The organism is Alteromonas sp. B31-7, assembly GCF_015767655.1.
Classification (GTDB): domain Bacteria; phylum Pseudomonadota; class Gammaproteobacteria; order Enterobacterales; family Alteromonadaceae; genus Alteromonas; species Alteromonas australica.
The window spans coordinates 446,534-465,847 of sequence record NZ_CP065233.1 but is presented as its reverse complement, the minus strand read 5'-3'; the positions used below and the strand labels follow the sequence as shown (position 1 = coordinate 465,847).

17 protein-coding genes and 1 tRNA gene are annotated in these 19,314 nt (G+C 45.7%); 4 read left to right on the top strand and 14 right to left on the bottom strand.

Annotated features, from left to right (window positions below; translation table 11 throughout):
• Positions 1-40: 40 nt before the first annotated feature.
• The 5 genes from rpoB to rplK all read right to left on the bottom strand — a co-directional run bounded on the left by rpoB (position 41) and on the right by rplK (position 6,779).
• Positions 41-4,069 (bottom strand): DNA-directed RNA polymerase subunit beta, encoded by a 4,029-nt coding sequence (gene rpoB / locus IUA53_RS02020; protein ID WP_196898161.1) that lies wholly within the window; start codon positions 4,067-4,069, stop codon positions 41-43.
• Positions 4,070-4,394: 325 nt separating this feature from the next.
• On the bottom strand, positions 4,395-4,769 hold the full coding sequence (gene rplL, locus IUA53_RS02015) for a 50S ribosomal protein L7/L12 (RefSeq protein WP_044058296.1): 375 nt from the start codon (positions 4,767-4,769) through the stop codon (positions 4,395-4,397).
• Between the two features lie 57 nt (positions 4,770-4,826).
• Complete coding sequence (rplJ, locus tag IUA53_RS02010) at positions 4,827-5,345, bottom strand: 50S ribosomal protein L10 (RefSeq protein WP_044058297.1); 519 nt, start codon at positions 5,343-5,345, stop codon at positions 4,827-4,829.
• 305 nt (positions 5,346-5,650) lie between these two features.
• Positions 5,651-6,346: a 50S ribosomal protein L1 gene (gene rplA, locus IUA53_RS02005; RefSeq protein WP_044058298.1), complete on the bottom strand. Its 696-nt coding sequence runs from the start codon at positions 6,344-6,346 to the stop codon at positions 5,651-5,653.
• Positions 6,347-6,350: 4 nt separating this feature from the next.
• Positions 6,351-6,779: a 50S ribosomal protein L11 gene (rplK, locus tag IUA53_RS02000; protein WP_044058299.1), complete on the bottom strand. Its 429-nt coding sequence runs from the start codon at positions 6,777-6,779 to the stop codon at positions 6,351-6,353.
• Positions 6,780-7,005: 226 nt separating this feature from the next.
• On the opposite strand from rplK, the gene IUA53_RS01995 reads away from it, so the two are divergent.
• Positions 7,006-7,215 (top strand): hypothetical protein, encoded by a 210-nt coding sequence (locus IUA53_RS01995; protein WP_196898159.1) that lies wholly within the window; start codon positions 7,006-7,008, stop codon positions 7,213-7,215.
• An 83-nt stretch (positions 7,216-7,298) separates the two neighbouring features.
• On the opposite strand, the gene nusG is transcribed toward IUA53_RS01995, so the two are convergent.
• The 4 genes from nusG to IUA53_RS01975 all read right to left on the bottom strand — a co-directional run bounded on the left by nusG (position 7,299) and on the right by IUA53_RS01975 (position 10,345).
• Complete coding sequence (gene nusG / locus IUA53_RS01990; RefSeq protein ID WP_044058301.1) at positions 7,299-7,847, bottom strand: transcription termination/antitermination protein NusG; 549 nt, start codon at positions 7,845-7,847, stop codon at positions 7,299-7,301.
• Positions 7,848-7,850: 3 nt separating this feature from the next.
• Positions 7,851-8,228 carry a preprotein translocase subunit SecE gene (secE, locus tag IUA53_RS01985; protein WP_044058302.1) on the bottom strand — a complete coding sequence of 126 codons (378 nt, stop codon included), beginning with the start codon at positions 8,226-8,228 and terminating at the stop codon, positions 7,851-7,853.
• A gap of 58 nt (positions 8,229-8,286) precedes the next feature.
• Positions 8,287-8,363 (bottom strand) — tRNA-Trp (locus tag IUA53_RS01980).
• A gap of 140 nt (positions 8,364-8,503) precedes the next feature.
• Positions 8,504-10,345 carry an ABC transporter ATP-binding protein gene (locus tag IUA53_RS01975; protein ID WP_044058303.1) on the bottom strand — a complete coding sequence of 614 codons (1,842 nt, stop codon included), beginning with the start codon at positions 10,343-10,345 and terminating at the stop codon, positions 8,504-8,506.
• Between the two features lie 322 nt (positions 10,346-10,667).
• On the opposite strand from IUA53_RS01975, the gene IUA53_RS01970 reads away from it, so the two are divergent.
• Complete coding sequence (locus IUA53_RS01970; protein ID WP_196898157.1) at positions 10,668-11,885, top strand: EAL and HDOD domain-containing protein; 1,218 nt, start codon at positions 10,668-10,670, stop codon at positions 11,883-11,885.
• Positions 11,886-12,169: 284 nt separating this feature from the next.
• Positions 12,170-12,715 carry a superoxide dismutase family protein gene (gene sodC / locus IUA53_RS01965; RefSeq protein ID WP_196899406.1) on the top strand — a complete coding sequence of 182 codons (546 nt, stop codon included), beginning with the start codon at positions 12,170-12,172 and terminating at the stop codon, positions 12,713-12,715.
• An 87-nt stretch (positions 12,716-12,802) separates the two neighbouring features.
• Here the strand turns inward: sodC and IUA53_RS01960 are convergent, their stop codons facing one another.
• Positions 12,803-13,411: an RraA family protein gene (locus tag IUA53_RS01960; RefSeq protein WP_044058306.1), complete on the bottom strand. Its 609-nt coding sequence runs from the start codon at positions 13,409-13,411 to the stop codon at positions 12,803-12,805.
• A gap of 201 nt (positions 13,412-13,612) precedes the next feature.
• Here IUA53_RS01960 and IUA53_RS01955 point away from each other — a divergent pair, with 201 nt between their 5' ends.
• Entirely contained in the window at positions 13,613-15,673 is a 2,061-nt protein-coding gene (locus IUA53_RS01955) for a M13 family metallopeptidase (RefSeq protein WP_196898155.1), read from the top strand.
• Between the two features lie 77 nt (positions 15,674-15,750).
• Here IUA53_RS01955 and IUA53_RS01950 read toward each other — a convergent pair whose 3' ends face one another.
• The 4 genes from IUA53_RS01950 to IUA53_RS01935 all read right to left on the bottom strand — a co-directional run bounded on the left by IUA53_RS01950 (position 15,751) and on the right by IUA53_RS01935 (position 19,249).
• Positions 15,751-16,149 (bottom strand): ACT domain-containing protein, encoded by a 399-nt coding sequence (locus tag IUA53_RS01950; protein ID WP_044058308.1) that lies wholly within the window; start codon positions 16,147-16,149, stop codon positions 15,751-15,753.
• A 34-nt stretch (positions 16,150-16,183) separates the two neighbouring features.
• Positions 16,184-17,563, bottom strand: a complete 1,380-nt coding sequence (gene dbpA, locus IUA53_RS01945) for an ATP-dependent RNA helicase DbpA (protein ID WP_044058309.1) — start codon at positions 17,561-17,563, stop codon at positions 16,184-16,186.
• Positions 17,564-17,627: 64 nt separating this feature from the next.
• Entirely contained in the window at positions 17,628-18,677 is a 1,050-nt protein-coding gene (gene pyrC / locus IUA53_RS01940; RefSeq protein WP_196898153.1) for a dihydroorotase, read from the bottom strand.
• Positions 18,678-18,709: 32 nt separating this feature from the next.
• Positions 18,710-19,249, bottom strand: coding sequence for a PhnA domain-containing protein (locus IUA53_RS01935; protein ID WP_196899404.1), 540 nt, complete (start codon positions 19,247-19,249; stop codon positions 18,710-18,712).
• Positions 19,250-19,314 lie beyond the last annotated feature (65 nt).

Below are 19,314 nucleotides of genomic sequence, written 5' to 3'. Positions count from 1 at the left end.
GCGCCGGGCCATCTCATATCATTACGCAGCGATTGCCGTGTTACTTTTCTTCAAGCTCGATGTTGATACCCAACGAGCGAATTTCTTTAAGTAATACGTTGAATGATTCTGGCATGCCAGGCTCCATTCTGTGGTCGCCATCGACGATGTTCTTGTACATCTTAGTACGGCCGTTAACATCATCCGACTTAACAGTAAGCATTTCCTGAAGGGTATATGCTGCACCGTAAGCTTCAAGGGCCCACACTTCCATCTCACCGAAGCGCTGACCACCAAACTGAGCTTTACCACCCAGCGGCTGTTGCGTAACAAGGCTGTACGAACCAGTAGAACGCGCGTGCATCTTGTCGTCTACTAAGTGGTTCAGTTTCAGCATGTACATGTAACCCACGGTTACAGGACGCTCAAACTCGCGACCAGTACGACCGTCGAACAAAGAAATCTGACCGCTTTCTGGAATATCAGCTAGCTTTAACATTTCTTTGATTTCAGATTCGCGTGCACCGTCAAATACAGGTGTTGCTACTGGAACACCTTTACGTAGGTTTTCGGCTAAGCGACGAACTTCGTGATCAGTGAAGTTATCAATGTCCACCTCTTGGTGATTTTCACCAAGTTCGTACACCTTCTTCAAGAATTCACGTAATTCTGCCAACTCACGCTGCTCTTTAATCATGCGATCAATCTTCACACCGAGACCATGGGCTGCCATGCCTAAGTGAGTTTCTAAGATTTGACCGATGTTCATACGAGACGGTACACCTAGAGGGTTAAGCACGATATCTACCGGCGTACCGTTAGCATCGTATGGCATGTCTTCTACTGGCTGGATAGTCGAGATAACACCTTTGTTACCGTGACGACCGGCCATTTTATCACCCGGTTGGATGTGACGTTTAACCGCTAGGTAAACCTTAACAATTTTAAGAACACCTGGTGCTAGGTCATCGCCTTGCGTGATCTTACGACGCTTAGTTTCAAACTTCTTATCGAAGTCTTCTTTAATTTCGGCGTGTTGATCTGCAATTTGGTCAATCTCTAGCTGCGCGTCTTCATCGTTAAGTGCAATTTCGAACCACTTCTCGCGAGGCATGCTGTCAAGCTTAGCTTGATCAACACCAGCGCGGTTAAATGCGTTACGAGCACGTGCAAAGATACCATCCGCTAAGATTTCAAATTCATCAGTAAGATCTTTCTTAACCTGACGAAGTTGCATGTCTTCGATTTCAAGCGCGCGTTTGTCTTTCTCTACACCATCACGGGTAAATACTTGAACGTCGATAACGGTACCGTGAACTGAGTTAGGTACACGTAGAGACGTGTCTTTAACATCAGACGCTTTCTCACCGAAGATAGCTCTTAATAGCTTCTCTTCTGGCGTAAGTTGGGTTTCACCTTTAGGTGTCACTTTACCTACTAGAATGTCACCGCCTTTCACTTCTGCACCAATGTAAACAACACCAGATTCATCAAGCTTGCTTAATGCAGATTCACCTACGTTCGGGATATCAGAAGAAATTTCTTCTGGCCCAAGCTTAGTATCACGAGCAATACAGCTTAGCTCCTGAATGTGGATTGTAGTGAACCGGTCTTCTTGTGCTACACGCTCAGAAATAAGGATTGAATCCTCAAAGTTGTAACCATTCCAAGGCATGAACGCGATACGCATGTTCTGGCCTAGAGCAAGGTCACCTAAGTCTGTAGAAGGACCATCAGCAAGTACATCGCCTGTCACAATCGGGTCACCCACGCTACACGTCGGCTTCTGATTGATACAGGTGTTCTGGTTAGAACGGGTGTACTTAGTCAGGTTATAGATATCGATACCCGCTTCGCCAGGAAGCATTTCTTCTTCATCGACTTTAATAACGATACGACTTGCGTCAACATAATCGACAACACCACCGCGTTTAGCGACAACAGTTACACCTGAGTCTACCGCGATAGTGCGTTCCATACCTGTACCTACTAGCGGCTTATCGGCGCGTAGTGTTGGTACAGCCTGACGTTGCATGTTGGCACCCATCAGTGCGCGGTTAGCATCATCGTGTTCAAGGAACGGAATAATACTTGCCGCAATTGAAACGATTTGCTGTGGTGAAACGTCCATGTATTTGATGTCTTCTGTAGGCATCAAAGTAGTTTCACCGCGGTGACGACATGGAATAAGGTCGTCAACTAGCTCACCATTTTCAGTTAGCGCAATGTTTGCCTGTGCAATGGCGTATTGGCCTTCTTCAATCGCAGATAAATAATCGATTTCGTCAGTAACCACACCGTCTACGATACGACGGAACGGCGTTTCTAAGAAACCGAAATCATTGGTGCGCGCGAAGCTCGCCAATGAGTTAATTAGACCGATGTTCGGGCCTTCAGGGGTTTCGATTGGACATAGACGACCATAGTGGGTCGGGTGTACGTCTCGAACTTCGAAGCCTGCACGTTCACGGGTAAGACCACCCGGACCTAAAGCAGAAATACGACGCTTATGCGTGACTTCTGAAAGCGGGTTGTTTTGGTCCATGAACTGAGAAAGCTGTGATGAACCAAAGAACTCTTTAACGGCAGCTGAGATAGGCTTAGCATTAATGAGGTCTTGAGGCATAACATTGTCAAGATCGCCTAAGCTAAGACGCTCTTTAACAGCACGCTCAACACGCACTAAACCAACACGGAATTGGTTTTCTGCCATTTCACCTACAGAACGGATACGACGGTTACCTAGGTGATCGATATCATCAACTTCGTCTTTACCATCACGAATCATTATTAGCTGTTTCATAACAGAAATAATGTCTTCTTTATCTAGTGTGCCAGAACCAATGAGTTCTTCACGACCAAGACGACGGTTAAACTTCATGCGACCAACAGATGACAAGTCATAACGTTCTTCAGAGAAGAACAAGTTATCAAACAAGGTTTCCGCTGCATCTTTCGTTGGTGGCTCACCAGGACGCATCATACGGTAGATTTCAACAAGCGCCTCTAGGCGGTTAGTTGATGAATCGATACGTAATGTGTCAGAGATGTATGAACCGTGGTCTAATTCGTTGATATAAAGCGTTTCGAACTCTTTGATGCCCGCTTGGCTTAACGCAGCAAGATTTTCAAGAGTGAGTTCGTCGTTCGCGCTAACAATGACTTCGCCAGTGTCTTCATTGACGTAAGTAGCAGCAAATACACGACCAATCAGGTAATCTGCAGGTACTTCTAGTTCAGTAAGACCGGCTTTTTCCAAGGCACGAGTGTGACGAGCAGAAACACGACGCCCGGTTTCAACAACCACGTTGCCTTCGCCATCAATGATATCAAAGGCGGCTGTTTCACCACGTAGGCGATCAGGCACCACTTCCATCATTAACTTGTCTTTATCAATACGTACGCTAACTTTGTCAAAGAAGGTATCTAGGATCTCTTCTGACGTCATTTCTAGCGCGCGTAAGATGATAGTTGCAGGCAACTTACGACGACGGTCAATACGAACAAATAGGTTATCTTTCGGGTCAAACTCAAAGTCTAACCACGAACCACGGTAAGGAATGGCACGTGCGTTATAAAGCACTTTACCTGACGAGTGGGTTTTACCTTTGTCGTGATCAAAGAAGACACCTGGTGAACGGTGTAGCTGTGACACGATAACACGCTCAGTACCATTGATAACGAACGTACCGTTCTCGGTCATCAATGGGATCTCGCCCATGTACACTTCTTGTTCTTTAATATCTTTTACGGTACCTGGGGCAGCGTCTTTATCGAACAACACTAACCGTAGTTTTACTCTTAACGGAGCAGAGAAAGTTACACCGCGAATTTGACATTCTTTAACGTCAAATACTGGCTCTCCCAGGCGGTAGCTTACATATTGAAGCTCTGAATTACCTGAGTAACTTTTAATTGGAAAAACGGAACGAAATGCTGCTTCCAAACCGTATTGAGCATCTGCGTCGATCTCAATAAACTTTTTGAAAGAATCAAGCTGAATTGAAAGAAGGTATGGAATTTCCAATACCTGTGGGCGTTTGCCAAAATCCTTACGGATACGTTTCTTTTCGCTATAAGAGTAAACCATGGGTTCCTCAGCCTGCTGATTTATGACCCAACCTGCTGCAAAATGCTTTAAAACGCGTGCTATGGGCTAAAAGCTGCGTTTTAAATGGCGCACTAAGCAACAAACTTCCACAACCCTTTTTCGGGTAGATACACCAGCATACAACAAAATTCAACTTATTATTAGTTAACTTGTTGGATTTTTATGCTTTTTATGGGTATTTCCGAATTACGCATTTAGCCGTGTAGTCAAGGGTTAGAATCTACACGCTATACAGCGCAAAAAGGCTGGTGGTTCAAAAAACCACCAGCCTTGCCGTCTCAGGCAAATAATCTAAACAAATAGATTACTTGATTTCAACTTCAGCGCCAGCTTCAACTAGCTGTGCTTTAAGTTCTTCAGCTTCTTCTTTGCTTACGCCTTCTTTGATAGCTTTAGGAGCAGATTCAACTACTTCTTTAGCTTCTTTAAGACCTAGGCCAGTCGCGCCGCGAACTGCTTTGATTACTGCAACTTTGTTGCCACCGAATGAAGTCATTACAACGTCAAATTCAGTTTTCTCTTCTGCTGCTGCTTCACCGCCAGCTGCTGGACCAGCTACAGCTACTGCTGCAGTTGCTTCAACACCGAACTTTTCTTCAGCTGCTTCGATTAGCTCTACCAATTCCATAACTGGCATTTCAGCAATCGCGTTTAAGATATCTTCTTTAGTTAGAGCCATGTTCTCTAAACTCCTGGGTTTTGAATGTTAAAAAAATCAATATGCCAAAAACGGGAATTACTTCTCGTCTTTGATCGCCGCCAATACGCGCACAAACTTGGTAGGAACTTCGTTGATTGTTTGAACGAATTTGCCCACCGGTGCTTTGAAGGTTGCAAGAAGTTTTGCAAGCGCTTCGTCGCGAGTTGGAAGTGAAGCCACTGCGTCCAATTTCTCTGGACCAAGAAGACCACTACCAATTGATAGTGCTGTTACTTTTAGCTTATCGTTCCCTTTCGCAAAGTCTTTGAAAAGACGTGCCGCACCGCCTGGTGCGTCGATTGAGAAACCATAGATAAGCGGACCAGTAAGAGCGCTATCGATGTCTGCAAATTTGCTGTCTGCCAATGCACGCTTAGCTAGAGTATTACGTACAACCTTTAGGTATACGCCTTGCTCACGAGCTTTAACGCGCAGGTCAGTCAGTTCTGCAACTTCCATCCCACGGTATTCAGCGACGGCAACGGATAGAGCGCGAGACGCAACTTCAGAAACTTCTGCTACGATCTCTTTTTTTGCTGCTAAACCTAGTGCCACTGAGTTCACCTCTTTGTATCTGACTTTGCTTGTAGTTTCCTACTTACGCCGTCAGGGTTCACAGATTGATATCAACCAACACAGTTGATACCGCTCTACGGTGTTTGTTACCCCAGAGAGTCTGAGTCAAACCACCGTCTGCGCAGGTTGTTGTATTAAGCAATGTGTTGACTGTGAAAGTTCTCTTACCTCTTTCACCACATCGCACCTGCGGTCTTGGACGGGAGCTGCTTACTAGCACTGCTATGTACACAGCTCCAACCCATAACCTTTCAGAGATCCAATGGGAGATAATCCCTTTGGAATTAAAGACCTACAGAAGCCTTGTCAAGAGATACGCCAGCGCCCATAGTGGTGCTTAGGCTGATCTTCTTGATATAAGTACCTTTAGCAGAAGAAGGCTTAGCTTTCTTCAATGCTTCAAGTAGTGCTTCAAGGTTTTCTTGAATTTGGTTTGCTTCGAACGCAATTTTACCGATGCTAGCGTGGATGATACCGTTCTTATCGTTACGGTAGCGTACCTGGCCCGCTTTCGCGTTCTTAACAGCAGTAGCAACGTCTGGCGTTACTGTACCCGTTTTAGGGTTAGGCATAAGGCCACGTGGACCTAAGATTTGACCTAGTTGACCAACAACACGCATTGCGTCTGGGCTAGCCACTACAACGTCAAAGTTCATTTCGCCTTTTTTAACTTGCTCAGCTAGGTCGTCCATACCAACAATGTCAGCACCGGCTTCTTTCGCTGCTTCAGCATTTGCACCTTGAGTGAATACAGCAACACGAACGTCTTTACCAGTACCGTTTGGAAGCACTGTTGCGCCACGAACGTTTTGGTCAGATTTTTTCGCATCGATACCAAGGTTAACTGCTACGTCAACGCTTTCTGCGAACTTAGCTGTTGCTAGTTCTTTAAGAAGCGCTACCGCTTCATTGATTTCGTACTCTTTAGTCGCTTCAACTTTGTCGCGAATAAGACGAGCGCGTTTCGTTAATTTAGCCATTCGATTAGTCCTCTACGTTCAAGCCCATTGAGCGAGCAGAACCCGCGATAGTGCGTACCGCTGCATCTAAGTCAGCTGCAGTTAGATCTGGCTCTTTAGTTTTAGCAATCTCTTCTAGCTGAGCGCGAGTAACTTTACCCACTTTCTCAGTATTAGGACGGCCAGAACCACTCTTGATGCCAGCTGCTTTCTTAAGCAGGTAAGACGCAGGAGGAGTCTTAGTTTCGAATGTGAAAGAGCGATCTTCGTATACCGTAATTTCTACTGGTACCGGAGCGCCTTTTTCAAGGCTATCAGTTTTCGCATTGAAAGCCTTACAGAATTCCATGATGTTCACACCATGTTGACCTAGTGCAGGACCAACTGGTGGACTTGGGTTAGCAGAACCAGCTGCAACCTGAAGCTTGATAATACCGCTTACTTTTTTAGCCATTTTACATGCTCTCTTGTTTGGGTCTAACGCCTCGCAAATACAGAGAATATTTGCTCAATCGGCTTCCCGTTTCCGTTTAAAAGGGCGCGCATTATATAAGGTGATTAATTGCTATGCAAGCATTAATGTGATTAAAAAACGATCTCACGGACAGTTTTTTAATGGAATTCTTCGGCAGATAATTATAAAGCCAACTCACTGGCAATGACTATCAAGAGGAAATGAAATGGAATACCTGATGGGTACGCTATTGTGGTTAGCATGGGTAGCTGCCCTCAATGTCGTATTTAAGGGCGTATTGAAAGTCGGCTTTTGGGGCGCTATAAGCGACGCACCACAACTTTCGTCTTGGCAAGCACACCTACTGCAAGGCATATTCATTCTTGCCCTATTAGTCCCTGCTTACTTGCTTATTCCTTTTGGAAACGTTTCTTGAATAACGCTATACCGACAAAAACGTAATTAAAAACAAAAAACCTGCCAGAAGCAGGTTTTTTATTCGATAAAGCTAAAGGGCGATTAACCTTTTTCTACTTGACCAAATTCTAGGTCTACTGGTGTAGAGCGACCGAAGATAAGCACCGATACTTTCACGCGACTCTTTTCGTAGTCGACTTCTTCTACCACACCGTTGAAGTCTGCAAAAGGACCATCGGTAACACGAACCACTTCGCCCGGCTCGAACAAAGTTTTTGGCTTTGGCTTATCAACCGACTCTTCAAGACGGTTTAAGATAGCGTCTGCTTCTTTTTGCGTAATAGGCATTGGGCGATCTGATGTACCACCGATAAACCCTAGTACACGAGGCACACTTTTCACTAAGTGCCATGAATCTTCGTTCATCGCCATTTCAACCAATACATAACCAGGGTAAAACTTACGCTCTGATTTACGTTTTTGGCCTGCACGCATTTCAACCACTTCTTCTGTCGGTACAAGTACCTGACCGAAGTGCTCTTCCATGTTGTGCATTTTGATGTACTCAAGCAGAGTCTTTTTTACACGTGCTTCATACTGCGAATATGCTTGTACTACGTACCATCTTTTCTTAATTGCTTCTTCAGACATACGTTATGCTCCTATTCCAGTAATAAAGCCCACAAGACGAACAATAATGCCGTCTAGGCCCCACAAAATGAGTGACATTACCAAGGTAGCAGCGAGTACGATGATAGTGGTTTGATTAGCCTCTTGGCGAGTAGGCCATACCACCTTGCGTACCTCAGTACGAGATTCTTTTGCAAAACTTAAGAAATTACCGCCTTTGGTGGTAGATGCAGCAAGAAAGCCCGCAATTGCCACTACGACTACGGCCGCAACCGCACGGTAAAGTACCGAAATTTCGCCATACATGGTGTTAGCCGTAACTAAACCAGCAAGTAGGGCAAACACGATTACCCATTTAAACATGTCCAAGCCATTGGACTGATTTTCCGTTTTTTCGCTCATGTCACGATCCTAGCACTACAGCGTCGTTTAGCTCACGTTAATACGAAAGCACTTAATCTGGCAGGGGTGGAGGGACTCGAACCCCCAACCATCGGTTTTGGAGACCGCTGTTCTACCAATTCGAACTACACCCCTGTGGCGTTAAACTCACAAATTTTACTTACACTACCCTTGGGAATTCAGCGTCTTTTCGTTGGAAAGTGCGGTATCGCAAGGGAGGGACGCGTATTATACTCAAGAATGCAATGGGCACAAGGATTTTTCCACCCATACTGTCACTCGACACCAATAAAGCCCCCTGTTTGATGCGCCCACAACTTGGCGTAAATGCCATTGTGTTCAAGTAATTGTGCGTGGCTCCCCTGTTCTACAATTTTGCCTTTATCCAACACAAGTAGCCTGTCCATTTGCGCTATGGTTGAAAGTCGATGGGCAATGGCCAGTACCGTTTTGCCTTCCATAACTTTATCGAGACACGCTTGTATCGCCGCTTCCACTTCTGAATCTAGGGCGGAGGTGGCTTCATCAAGAATTAATACGGGGGCATCTTTCAATAGCACTCGAGCAATGGCCACCCGTTGTCTTTGCCCACCTGACAGCTTCACACCTCGCTCGCCCACATGAGCATCGTATCCAGTGCGCCCCTGACTATCGGTGAGCGTAAGGATAAACTCATGGGCCTCGGCTTGTTTGGCTGCACGAATCATATCCTCTTCTGTGGCGTCGGTTCTGCCATATAAAATATTGTCGCGAACCGAGCGGTGCATCAACGAGGTGTCTTGAGTCACCATGCTTATTTTCGCGCGTAAGGTTTCTTGGCCTACTTGGGTAATGTCTTGGCCATCAATGGCAATGTGTCCACTTTGGGCATCATAAAAACGCATTAACAGGTTCACTAGGGTAGATTTTCCCGCCCCAGAACGACCGACCAAACCCACTTTTTCCCCTGGTTTGATGGCTAAGTCGAGTTGTCGGAATACATCTATAGGCTTGTTTCCGGCCCCCGTATAAGAGAAGTGGATATTGTCGAATGTTATTGCGCCGCCGTTAACCGTCAGAGCATTCGCCTTAGGGGCATCTTTTACCGCAATGGGTTGCGCCAAGGTATTCATGCCATCTTGAACGGTGCCTAAATTCTCAAATAAGCCAGACACTTCCCACATGATCCAATGCGACATACCGTTGAGGCGTAAACACAAACTTATCGCAATGGCGATATCGCCAGCACTGGCAATATTTTCTAACCAAAGGTGTATCGACAACGCACCTATAACAAAAATCAGTATGGCATTGGCCATTTCAACGCAAAATTCGAGTACGGTAACAAGGCGCATTTGCGGGTATACGGTTTTTAAAAAGCCGTCCATGCTTTCTTTGGCGTAATCGGCCTCTCGTCGGCTATGGGAAAACAGTTTTACCGTGGTGATATTGGTGTAACTATCAACAATACGCCCAGTCATTAGTGAACGGGCGTCAGCCTGCCGCTGAGAAACAACTTTCAGCTTAGGCACCAATACACGAAGAATACATATATAGACAAAAAACCAAACAATAAGCGGTACCGCTAATCGCCAATCCGTGCTGAAAATTAGCACCACCATTGAAATGAAGTACACACAAATGTACACCATTAAATCGAGCACTTTGGTTACCGTTTCACGCACTGATAACGCAGTTTGCATCACCTTTGTTGCTACCCTACCAGCAAATTCGTTATGAAAAAAGGTGAGGCTTTGCCCTAGTAAATAGCGGTGAGCCTGCCAGCGAATTCGCATGGGATAGTTCCCCATTAACGACTGCCTAGAAAACAATGAGCGCAGCAAAATAAAACCGGGAATAAGTACCAATACCGTGGTTCCCATCCCCACCAATGTCCATTTTTGCTCATCAAGAAAGGTGTCTCTGTTTTGCTCGGAAAACCAGTCCACCATTTGGCCAAGAAACCCAAACAGCGCGACTTCCAGCACAGCGACGATTGCACTTAATAAGGAAACAATAGCGATAACCCCCCACATGCCCTGGGTGTAGTATTTGCAAAAAGCGACAATACCTTTAGGAGGTTGAGCGGGTGGCGTGTCGGGAAAGGGCTTAGTTAAGCGCTCGAAAAATGAAAACATGGGTATGACTCACGTGGTTATACATCAACTGCAAATTATCTACAGGATTCTACACCATCTATTCGGTGCTATCGGTAAAACCTTTCACATTTTCCTCACTCTGAACGTTCACGCCTTACGCTAAGGTAGAAAAGACTGAAAGTGGTCTAACCTTTGTCGATAGTTTGGAATTATCTCGCGCCCATCACATATTGATGTAATGCTGACAGTTCTATGGGTATTAACATAAAGAAATAACAGTGATTTTAGCCTTTCAGTACACCGAATGCCGTTTTTCAGCTAGACTCCACCCTATGTCTACATTTAGCGTTTTCATTTATTGATGAAAGTTTTTACCGCGCGCCAAGCTATTTTTAACCGTCGCCAACATACTGTTGCCTACGAGGTCTTCTTTCGCGACGGTATTGAAAACGTCTTCCCAAAGGGTGTTGACCCTACCGTGGCAACCTCTCGGCTTATTGTAAATCAACATTTAAACGTGGGTATTACCGCTATTACCAACGGTAAACGCGCCCTCGTTAACTTTTCTCAGCAAGGCCTGATTGACCGCATCCCTTCTCTGATGCCGCCTAATGATATCGTTATAGAGGTGCTTGAAGATGTGGAGCCCACTGACGAAGTGTATGAAGCGTGTCGAGAGCTTTTTCACAAAGGCTATCGAATGGCCTTGGACGATTTTTTGTATCACAAGGATTGGGAGCGGTTCTTAAACTTCACCCGATTATTAAAGTTTGATATTCAAAACACCCCGTTAGAAGAAATCGCACCGCTTGTAGAAAAGTTTAAAAAACGCAAAGGCCTTAAACTGCTTGCGGAAAAAGTAGAAACACAAGAAGAGTTTATGCTGGCAAAAAAAATGGGCTTTGATTTCTTCCAAGGTTACTTTTTCTGTAAACCTGAAATGATTGAAAACAAGGATATTGAAGCGCAGCATGCCATGACGCTGATTATCTATCATGAAGCGTTAAAGCCGTTTTTAAACTACACAAAACTTGCGAGTTATTTCGAGCAAGATGTTAGCCTGAGTTACAAGCTTTTGCGCTTTACGAATTCAGGTCTATTTGTATTAAAAGAGCCCATTGAATCTATAAAGCAAGCCCTAGTCTATTTGGGAGAAGAGCAAGCAAGGAAATTCATTTGCTTAATTGCCACCGCCCACCTACGCAAAAATAAACCCGTAGAAATTATTAGAATGTCGATTATTCGTGCTCGCTTTTGTGAACAAATCGCCAAACACGTTGCCCCGGGCGCTTCTGATAGCGCCTTCATGGTGGGCCTGTTTTCCATGATAGATGCCTTACTTGATACGCCCATGGCGTCGTTACTTGCTAAGTTACCGCTCAGTGAAGATATTAAAACGGCGCTACTGGGGGAAAAGAGTTTGTTACTGAATACCTTAGAATTGGTCAAAGCCTACGAGGCTGGCAGTTGGTGGGCCATCACGAAAAAAGCGGAACTGATTAATATTCCCCAAGATGATTTGCCCGATATGCACCGCAATGCAACCTTGTGGTCTGAAACCTACGAGACCATCAGTTAACCCATTAGGTCACAGGAATTACCGATAGCTTTGCCGTTATTTTCTACGCTAACGTTATTCGTTGCCGTACTCGGTAACATTTTCATGCCCTGTGTTAATACGATACATTCCTTTTACGAGCACCCCGCTGGCATAATGCCGCTATCCATTGCCAGCCCACGCATAGTGGGCGTTTAACCCTAACTATTTAACTGGTGTGGTTCCTGCTTTTCCTATTAGTAAGCCAGTGAGTGTATTCACTGATGTCATTGAATTACCCTTGACTCACAAATAAGGAGAGCATGATGAATAAACGCAAAATAACCGCAATGGTAGGCGCAGTATCGTTAGCACTCAGTTCAGCAAGTTTCGCGGCTCACCATGATGACGATCATATCAGTGTGGTAATGAAAGATTTAAAAACCGAGAGCAGCATGGGCACAGTTAAAGTGAGTGACTATGATGACGATGGCGTGGTTTTCACCCCTAATCTTAAAGGGTTAACCCCCGGTATTCATGGCTTTCACATCCACGAAAATGGCGACTGCTCAGCCACCATGAAAAATGGTAAAACGGTACTTGGAGGCGCTGCGGGTGGTCATTTCGACCCCGAAGCAACCGGCCAGCATAAAGCCCCTTGGTCGGAAGCGGGTCATGAAGGCGATCTACCCACTCTATACGTGGATGAAAGCGGCAATGCCACGCAACCTGTTTTCGCCCCAGAGTTAGAACTTGAAGACATTCGCGGCAAAGCCATCATGATTCACGCAGGTGGCGATAACTATTCAGATGAGCCGAAAAAACTTGGCGGTGGCGGTCCTCGTGTAGCATGTGGCGTTATTTCAGAATAGTGGCACTTTGATTGACCCACAGGATGAGCCCTCTGCTGGGGCTCACTTTTGCGGGCACAAAAGGTACTAACCGAGGTGCCCGCTAGCCTATTGAAAGCCTAACTCTTTTAATATTCCTTCCACTTTTTCGACATGTTGTGCTTCCCACTGTGCTAACGACATTGCGGCGTCTTTTTGAGCCCGCGCACGGGCGACGTCATAAGCCTGTTCAGCTGCGGCTTTTGGAATCACAGCAATGCCTTCTTCATCGGCAACGATGATGTCGCCGGGGTGCACTAGTACAGAGCCACAATGCACGGGTTGATTGAGAGGCGACACACATTTTTTAGCGCCTGGTTTGGGTATCACCCCTTTTGCAAACACTGGAAACTGATTTTCTCTGGTTTCAGCAATGTCACGAATAACACCATCAATCACAAACCCTTTGATGCCTCTTGCTTGCGCAATAGCGCAAACATTACCACCAGCCACGGCAAACTTGTCGTCGGCTTCCACCACAAGGATGTCGCCCGGCCGCGCGCGATAGATGGCCGCATGAAGCATCAAATGATCGCCCGGTTCGCATTTTACTGTAAAAGCAGGACCTGCAATACGTGGCATTCCTGACCAAAGCGGCTTAATGCTGTAATGCATAAATTGATGGCGAGGCAAGGCATCGGCATATTCACAGGGTGATATTGAATCGAAGGGCAACATACGGGTTCCTTATCAAGAGTGCTGTGCACAGAAGCGCAAAGAATAGATGATATTCACTATAACCAACTTCCCTCCCTAAAGTTGTTACAAGCTATGTATTTTCACTATAAACGCTTTTTCTATTCGTCACTGCGTGATAGAAATATCCGGTCGTAAACGCCTATAAAAGGCGTACTAACAAAAATAAACCAGGAAGAAGTCATGTTACGAACTGTAGTAAGCCTAAGTGTCGCACTCGCACTAACGGCATGTAGTCCTCAAAACACCACCAGCGAAACCCCATCTCAAGCTCAAGCAGAACAACAACAAGCCTTACAATCTGGCGTAATTAAAGAGAACATGGATTTATCGGTAGATCCAGGTAACGACTTCTTTAGCTATGTTAATGGTAAATGGGTAGATAACCTTGAGATCCCAGCAGATAAATCTAGCTATGGTGCGGGCATGATTTTAAGTGACGAGTCTCAAGAAAATGTCATGGACATTATTAAAAGCTCTTCTGAAGGAGATTTTGCAGCGGGTTCCGACGAACAAAAAGTAGGTGATTTTTATCGTGCGTACATGGATATAGATACCCGTAACGCATTAGGTATGACCCCTATTGTTCCTGAACTAGAAAAAATTGACACCATTGAGAGCTACGACGACCTAGCGGCGTATTTTGCTTACGCTAACCGTTATGGCTATGCCAAACCCTTCAGTATCGGCCAAAATGCAGACTTCAAATCGCCAGAAAGCTACATGATTTATACGTGGCAGTCTGGCTTAGGCTTACCTGATCGTGAGTATTACTTTAAGGATGACGAAGCCTCAAAAGACATTCGCGATGCCTATATTAAGCATATTGAGCGTATGTTTACGTTAGCTAAATTCGACGCACCTGCAGACAATGCTCAAATGCTTTTCAATATGGAAATGGCCATTGCCAAACTTCATATGAAGAAAGAACAAGTACGTAACTGGGCAGCAAACTACACGAAAGTACCGGTAGATGAACTCAGCACCTACATGCCAAATTTCCCGTGGACGTTATTCCTAAAAGAAATGCAGCTTGAAGACTTAGATAATGTGGTTTTTCTTCAAAGTGACTTCATGAAGAATATGGACAGCTTCATTGCTGAAACTTCCCTTGAAGATTGGAAGGTATTTTTGAAATGGGGTCTTCTTAACGCCTCCGCTAGCCGTTTAAGTGAAGACTTTGACCAGGCTGATTTCGACTTTTACAGCAAAAAACTTAGCGGCGTAGAAGAACAGCGCCCATTATGGCGCAGAGCCGTGGGGCTCACCAACGCCCACGTGGGCGAAGTTATTGGTAAGGTGTATGTGAAAAAGTACTTCCCACCCGCGGCGAAAGATCGCATGACAGAAATGGTGAACAACCTACTGCTTGCCTATAAAGACAGTATTGAGAAATTAGACTGGATGACGGAAGAAACCCGCCAACAAGCGTTAGACAAACTGTCTAAATTCACCGTAAAAATTGGCTATCCAGAGCAATGGAAAGATTATTCACAGTTGACGGTGAAAGCGGAAGACTTGTTCGGCAACCTTAAGCGCTCGGCTGACGTGCAGTATGACGTTATGCTTAAAAAGCAAGGCGGTCCAGTGTGGAAACATGAGTGGTCGATGACACCGCAAACGGTGAACGCGTACTACAACCCAACGGCGAATGAGATTGTATTCCCAGCTGCTATTTTGCAGCCGCCATTTTTCGATATGAATGCGGAAGATGCGGTAAACTACGGTGGTATTGGGGCCGTTATTGGCCACGAAATTGGACATGGGTTTGACGATTCTGGCTCGACCTTCGACGGCGACGGTGTGCTTCGTAACTGGTGGACAGATTCAGACTTAAGCGAGTTTAAAGCGCGTACCTCGACCTTAGTCAATCAGTACAATGAATTTGAAGTGCTGCCTGATTTGTATGTGAACGGCGAATACACGTTAGGGGAAAATATTGGTGATTTAGGTGGCATTAGTATTGCGCTTAAAGCCTACCATCTTTCATTACAGGGTGAAGATGCGCCCGTGTTAGATGGCTTCTCGGGCGACCAACGGGTGTTTATTGGTTACGGACAAGTGTGGGCTAGCAAGTATCGTGAAGAAGCCTTGCGTACGCAAATTCAGACCGACACGCACTCCCCAGCGAAATTCCGTACGAACGGTGCGCTTCGCAACGTACCTGAGTTTTACGAAGCCTTTAATGTAACCGAAGAAGATGCGTTGTACCTTCCACCGGAAGAGCGCGTAAAAATTTGGTAATAGCGTTTAACACACGCTATTACCAATAAAAAAGGGGCGACACTTGGTGTCGCCCCTTTTTGTTTCTGTTATTGAGGTTAATGTGACAAAGAGGACAACACCATAACGGCTTCATCAGCACGCTGGCAAGGCACAAAAATATGATCGTGGTAAAAGCCTGCCACCACATTTGCACTAATCCCTTTGTCGGTGAGTGCCGTTGTCATGGCAGCTGTCATACCTACCGCATCTAAGCTTGAGTGCACTTCACAGGTAATACAGCTAAATGTACCTTCAAAAGTAAATCCATGTGTTTTTGCCACCTCAACCTCTAAAATCAACGTTACCCCTTCTTTTTCTTTAAAGGTTGCCAGGGCTTGCGACATCACATCAACAGACAATATGTCTGGCGCCACGCACACAAACACATAGTCCCCTGGCCTTTTCACAGGCATGAGGTTTTTTAGCAATGCTGACAACTTGGATTCACCCAGCATGTATACTCCTTTGACGTATTGACCGTTTCATCACCTAAAGCTTGCGAGCACGAACCCGCTTGCCTTTAATTTTGCCGTCTCTAAACAAGGCCATAGCGCGTTTTACACTGCGTGTTTTTAACGCCACAAAACTCATGCTATTTTGCACCGCAATTTTACCCACGTCATCGCCTGGAATACCGGCATCTTTGGTTAATGCTCCCACTAAGTCGCCAGGGCGTAGTTTTTGCTTTTTACCCGCGCCTAATGAAATACAGGTAAAATCAGGTAATACAATACGGTTTTTGTGAAAACGCAATGCTTGTGCGCCTTTCATCTCGATATCGCTTTCCTGAAGCACTTCGATTTTTCGCAAAAAGTGCTCCTCTTCATCACCTACAAGGGTAATGGCCGTGCCTTTCGCGCCCGCACGGGCAGTACGTCCAATTCGATGAATATGGGTTTCCGGCTCTTCACTCACGGTGTAATTAATGACACATTCTATGTCGTCAATGTCTAGCCCTCTAGCCGCCACGTCGGTTGCCACTAGCACCTGTAATGCATCGCTAGCAAATTGCATTAACACGGCAGTGCGCGCTATCTGCTCCATGTCGCCTTGCAAGCCCGCCGCACTAAAGCCTTCCTCTGTAAGCTCCTCTACCACTTCGTTGACTTGCACCCTTCGGTTACAAAACACAATGGCATTCTTAGGCTGGTAATGGGTCAACAGGGCTTTTAGTGTTTGAATTCGTGTATGAGGAAGTACTTTATACCCCAGTTGCGTAATAGCAGGCTTGTTGATTGCGGCCTCTACCTTGCAGGTTACCGGGTCAGTTAAGTTTTGCTCAGCAATGCGTTCAATTTGCTCGGTAAAGGTAGCCGAGAAAAGTAAGGTTTGTACCGTGTTTGGCATCGGCGAAAATATGACGTCTAACGCCTCTTCAAAGCCCATATCCAACATACGATCGGCTTCGTCTAGTACCCTTAACGTTACATTGGATAAATCTAATCGGCGACGTTCTACATGGTCCATCACCCGCCCTGGCGTACCCACAATAATATGAGCACCGTGTTTGAGCGACTGGATCTGCGGCCCCATAGGTTGGCCCCCGCACAGGGTAAGGACTTTTATATTGCCAATTTGCTTGGCCGCGTTGCGGCACTGCTGCGCCACTTGATCAGCCAGTTCTCGGGTTGGACATAACATGACAACTTGAACAGAAAAGTTGCTCTGGTCAATTTTTTCTAAGGCAGGTATGACAAAGCAAAGGGTTTTACCACTTCCTGTTTGTGCCTGCCCTATGACGTCTTTACCTGCCAAGGCATGGGGTAAAGATTGTGCTTGGATAGGCGAAAGCGTATAAATGCCCTGCGCATCCAAAGCACGTTGAATGTCTGGGTTGATATCTAAGTGCTTAATGGTTTCTACTGTCATTTCGGTTTTCCAAAGATGACAAAGGCCAGATTCACTGGCCTTTGATTAATAAAGCAGGAATGAATTAGTTTGCGTTAAATGCGCTTTCTAATTTCCATTGTAATTCTTGGCCTGCGTAAAAAGGTACCATGTCTGTGCCATCGGCAAGGGTGACTTGCTCAGGTACCTGCCATTGCTGTTTGACTAACGTCATTGTAGTAGTATTGCGTGGCAGACCATAGAAATCGGCACCGAAATGGCTAGCAAAGCCTTCCAATTTATCCATTGCCCCTAGCTGCTCGAACACTTCTGCGTACAATTCAATTGCTGACCATGCGCTATAACAACCCGCACAGCCGCACGCATTTTCTTTCTTATGTTTCGCATGTGGCGCAGAATCTGTGCCAAGGAAAAAGCGCTTATGGCCACTGGCCACGGTTTCTCTTAGCGCTTGCTGGTGAGTATTGCGTTTTAGCACAGGCAAACAATAGTTGTGAGGGCGCACGCCACCCACGAGAAGATCGTTTCTATTCAAAAGTAAGTGCTGTGGCGTAATCGTTGCGCCAACAAAGTCACTGGCGTCTTTCACAAAACTCGCCGCATCAGCAGTGGTAATGTGTTCAAACACCACTTTCAGCGCTGGAAAAGCGTTTACAATTAACGACAAGTGCTTATCAATAAATGCCTTTTCTCTATCAAAGATATCAATATGGTGCTCGGTGACTTCGCCATGAACAAGGAGCAATAGCCCATGTTCTTGCATAGCCTCAAAGACGGGATAAAGGGCCTCTATGCCCTTAACTGCCGCATCTGAATTTGTAGTTGCCCCGGCAGGATAAAGCTTACAGGCGGTAACCCCTGCTTGCTTTGCCTCTGCAATATCTCGCGGCGTGGTTTGGTTAGTTAAGAACAAGGTCATTAAAGGTTCAAAGTGGCTTCCCTTTGGCCTTGCGGCTTCAATTCGTTGCTTATATGCCACAGCCATCTCAGCATTGACCACAGGCGGCACTAAATTTGGCATAACAATGGCGCGTTGAAAACAACGTGCCGTAGCAGGTACAGTTTCAGGCAGCATTTCGTTATCACGAAAATGCAGATGCCAATCGTCTGGAGTTGTAATAGTTAAAGTTTGCATGCCTGTATGATCTCTACTGTATAGCTAACGAATTAAGACTTTTTAGTGTATGAAGCAATGATAACAATGCGAGTACCATTCACCCTGCCTTCAATATGCAAAGGGTTGTCACTTAAACTGATGCCTCTCACCGGGGTGCCGCGCTTCGCAGTAAAACCGGCGCCTTTTACGTTCAGGTCTTTCACTAAATGAACGTTATCCCCAGACTGAAGCACAGTGCCATTGCAATCTAGTGTTGGCTCACGTTCAATTAACCCCGCTTCAGCCCACTGCTTGGTGGCGTCTTCAAGGTACATCATATCCAGCAAATCTTGCGCCCAGCCTTCGCTGCTTAAGCGGCTTAACATTCGATATGACACCACTTGAACGGCAGGTTCAGTAGACCACATAGCGTCATTAAGACAACGCCAATGGTTAGGCGTTAACTCAGCGTCGCCCGTTAATTGCTCGCGGCACGTTTGACAGGTAGCGATAGCACACCCAGCTGTCTCATCTGGAGACTCTGGTATCATGTACACATCTAGGTTTTCGGTGTTTTTACATAGTTCACAAGCGCTATTCGCCCGCGTCATGACCGCTTCTTGAAGCACGACTATTATCCTGGCTAACTAACTGAGTTTAATTTGCGGCGCAGTAT

What these genes read in the sequence shown, in the direction of transcription:
- rpoB (WP_196898161.1), bottom strand. Translation starts at nt 4,069, where the DNA reads ATGGTTTACTCTTATAGCGAAAAGAAACGTATCCGTAAGGATTTTGGC.
- rplL (WP_044058296.1), bottom strand. Translation starts at nt 4,769, where the DNA reads ATGGCTCTAACTAAAGAAGATATCTTAAACGCGATTGCTGAAATGCCA.
- rplA (WP_044058298.1), bottom strand. Translation starts at nt 6,346, where the DNA reads ATGGCTAAATTAACGAAACGCGCTCGTCTTATTCGCGACAAAGTTGAA.
- rplK (WP_044058299.1), bottom strand. Translation starts at nt 6,779, where the DNA reads ATGGCTAAAAAAGTAAGCGGTATTATCAAGCTTCAGGTTGCAGCTGGT.
- IUA53_RS01995 (WP_196898159.1), top strand. Translation starts at nt 7,006, where the DNA reads ATGGAATACCTGATGGGTACGCTATTGTGGTTAGCATGGGTAGCTGCC.
- nusG (WP_044058301.1), bottom strand. Translation starts at nt 7,847, where the DNA reads ATGTCTGAAGAAGCAATTAAGAAAAGATGGTACGTAGTACAAGCATAT.
- secE (WP_044058302.1), bottom strand. Translation starts at nt 8,228, where the DNA reads ATGAGCGAAAAAACGGAAAATCAGTCCAATGGCTTGGACATGTTTAAA.
- IUA53_RS01975 (WP_044058303.1), bottom strand. Translation starts at nt 10,345, where the DNA reads ATGTTTTCATTTTTCGAGCGCTTAACTAAGCCCTTTCCCGACACGCCA.
- IUA53_RS01970 (WP_196898157.1), top strand. Translation starts at nt 10,668, where the DNA reads ATGAAAGTTTTTACCGCGCGCCAAGCTATTTTTAACCGTCGCCAACAT.
- sodC (WP_196899406.1), top strand. Translation starts at nt 12,170, where the DNA reads ATGAATAAACGCAAAATAACCGCAATGGTAGGCGCAGTATCGTTAGCA.
- IUA53_RS01960 (WP_044058306.1), bottom strand. Translation starts at nt 13,411, where the DNA reads ATGTTGCCCTTCGATTCAATATCACCCTGTGAATATGCCGATGCCTTG.
- IUA53_RS01955 (WP_196898155.1), top strand. Translation starts at nt 13,613, where the DNA reads ATGTTACGAACTGTAGTAAGCCTAAGTGTCGCACTCGCACTAACGGCA.
- IUA53_RS01950 (WP_044058308.1), bottom strand. Translation starts at nt 16,149, where the DNA reads ATGCTGGGTGAATCCAAGTTGTCAGCATTGCTAAAAAACCTCATGCCT.
- dbpA (WP_044058309.1), bottom strand. Translation starts at nt 17,563, where the DNA reads ATGACAGTAGAAACCATTAAGCACTTAGATATCAACCCAGACATTCAA.
- pyrC (WP_196898153.1), bottom strand. Translation starts at nt 18,677, where the DNA reads ATGCAAACTTTAACTATTACAACTCCAGACGATTGGCATCTGCATTTT.
- IUA53_RS01935 (WP_196899404.1), bottom strand. Translation starts at nt 19,249, where the DNA reads ATGACGCGGGCGAATAGCGCTTGTGAACTATGTAAAAACACCGAAAAC.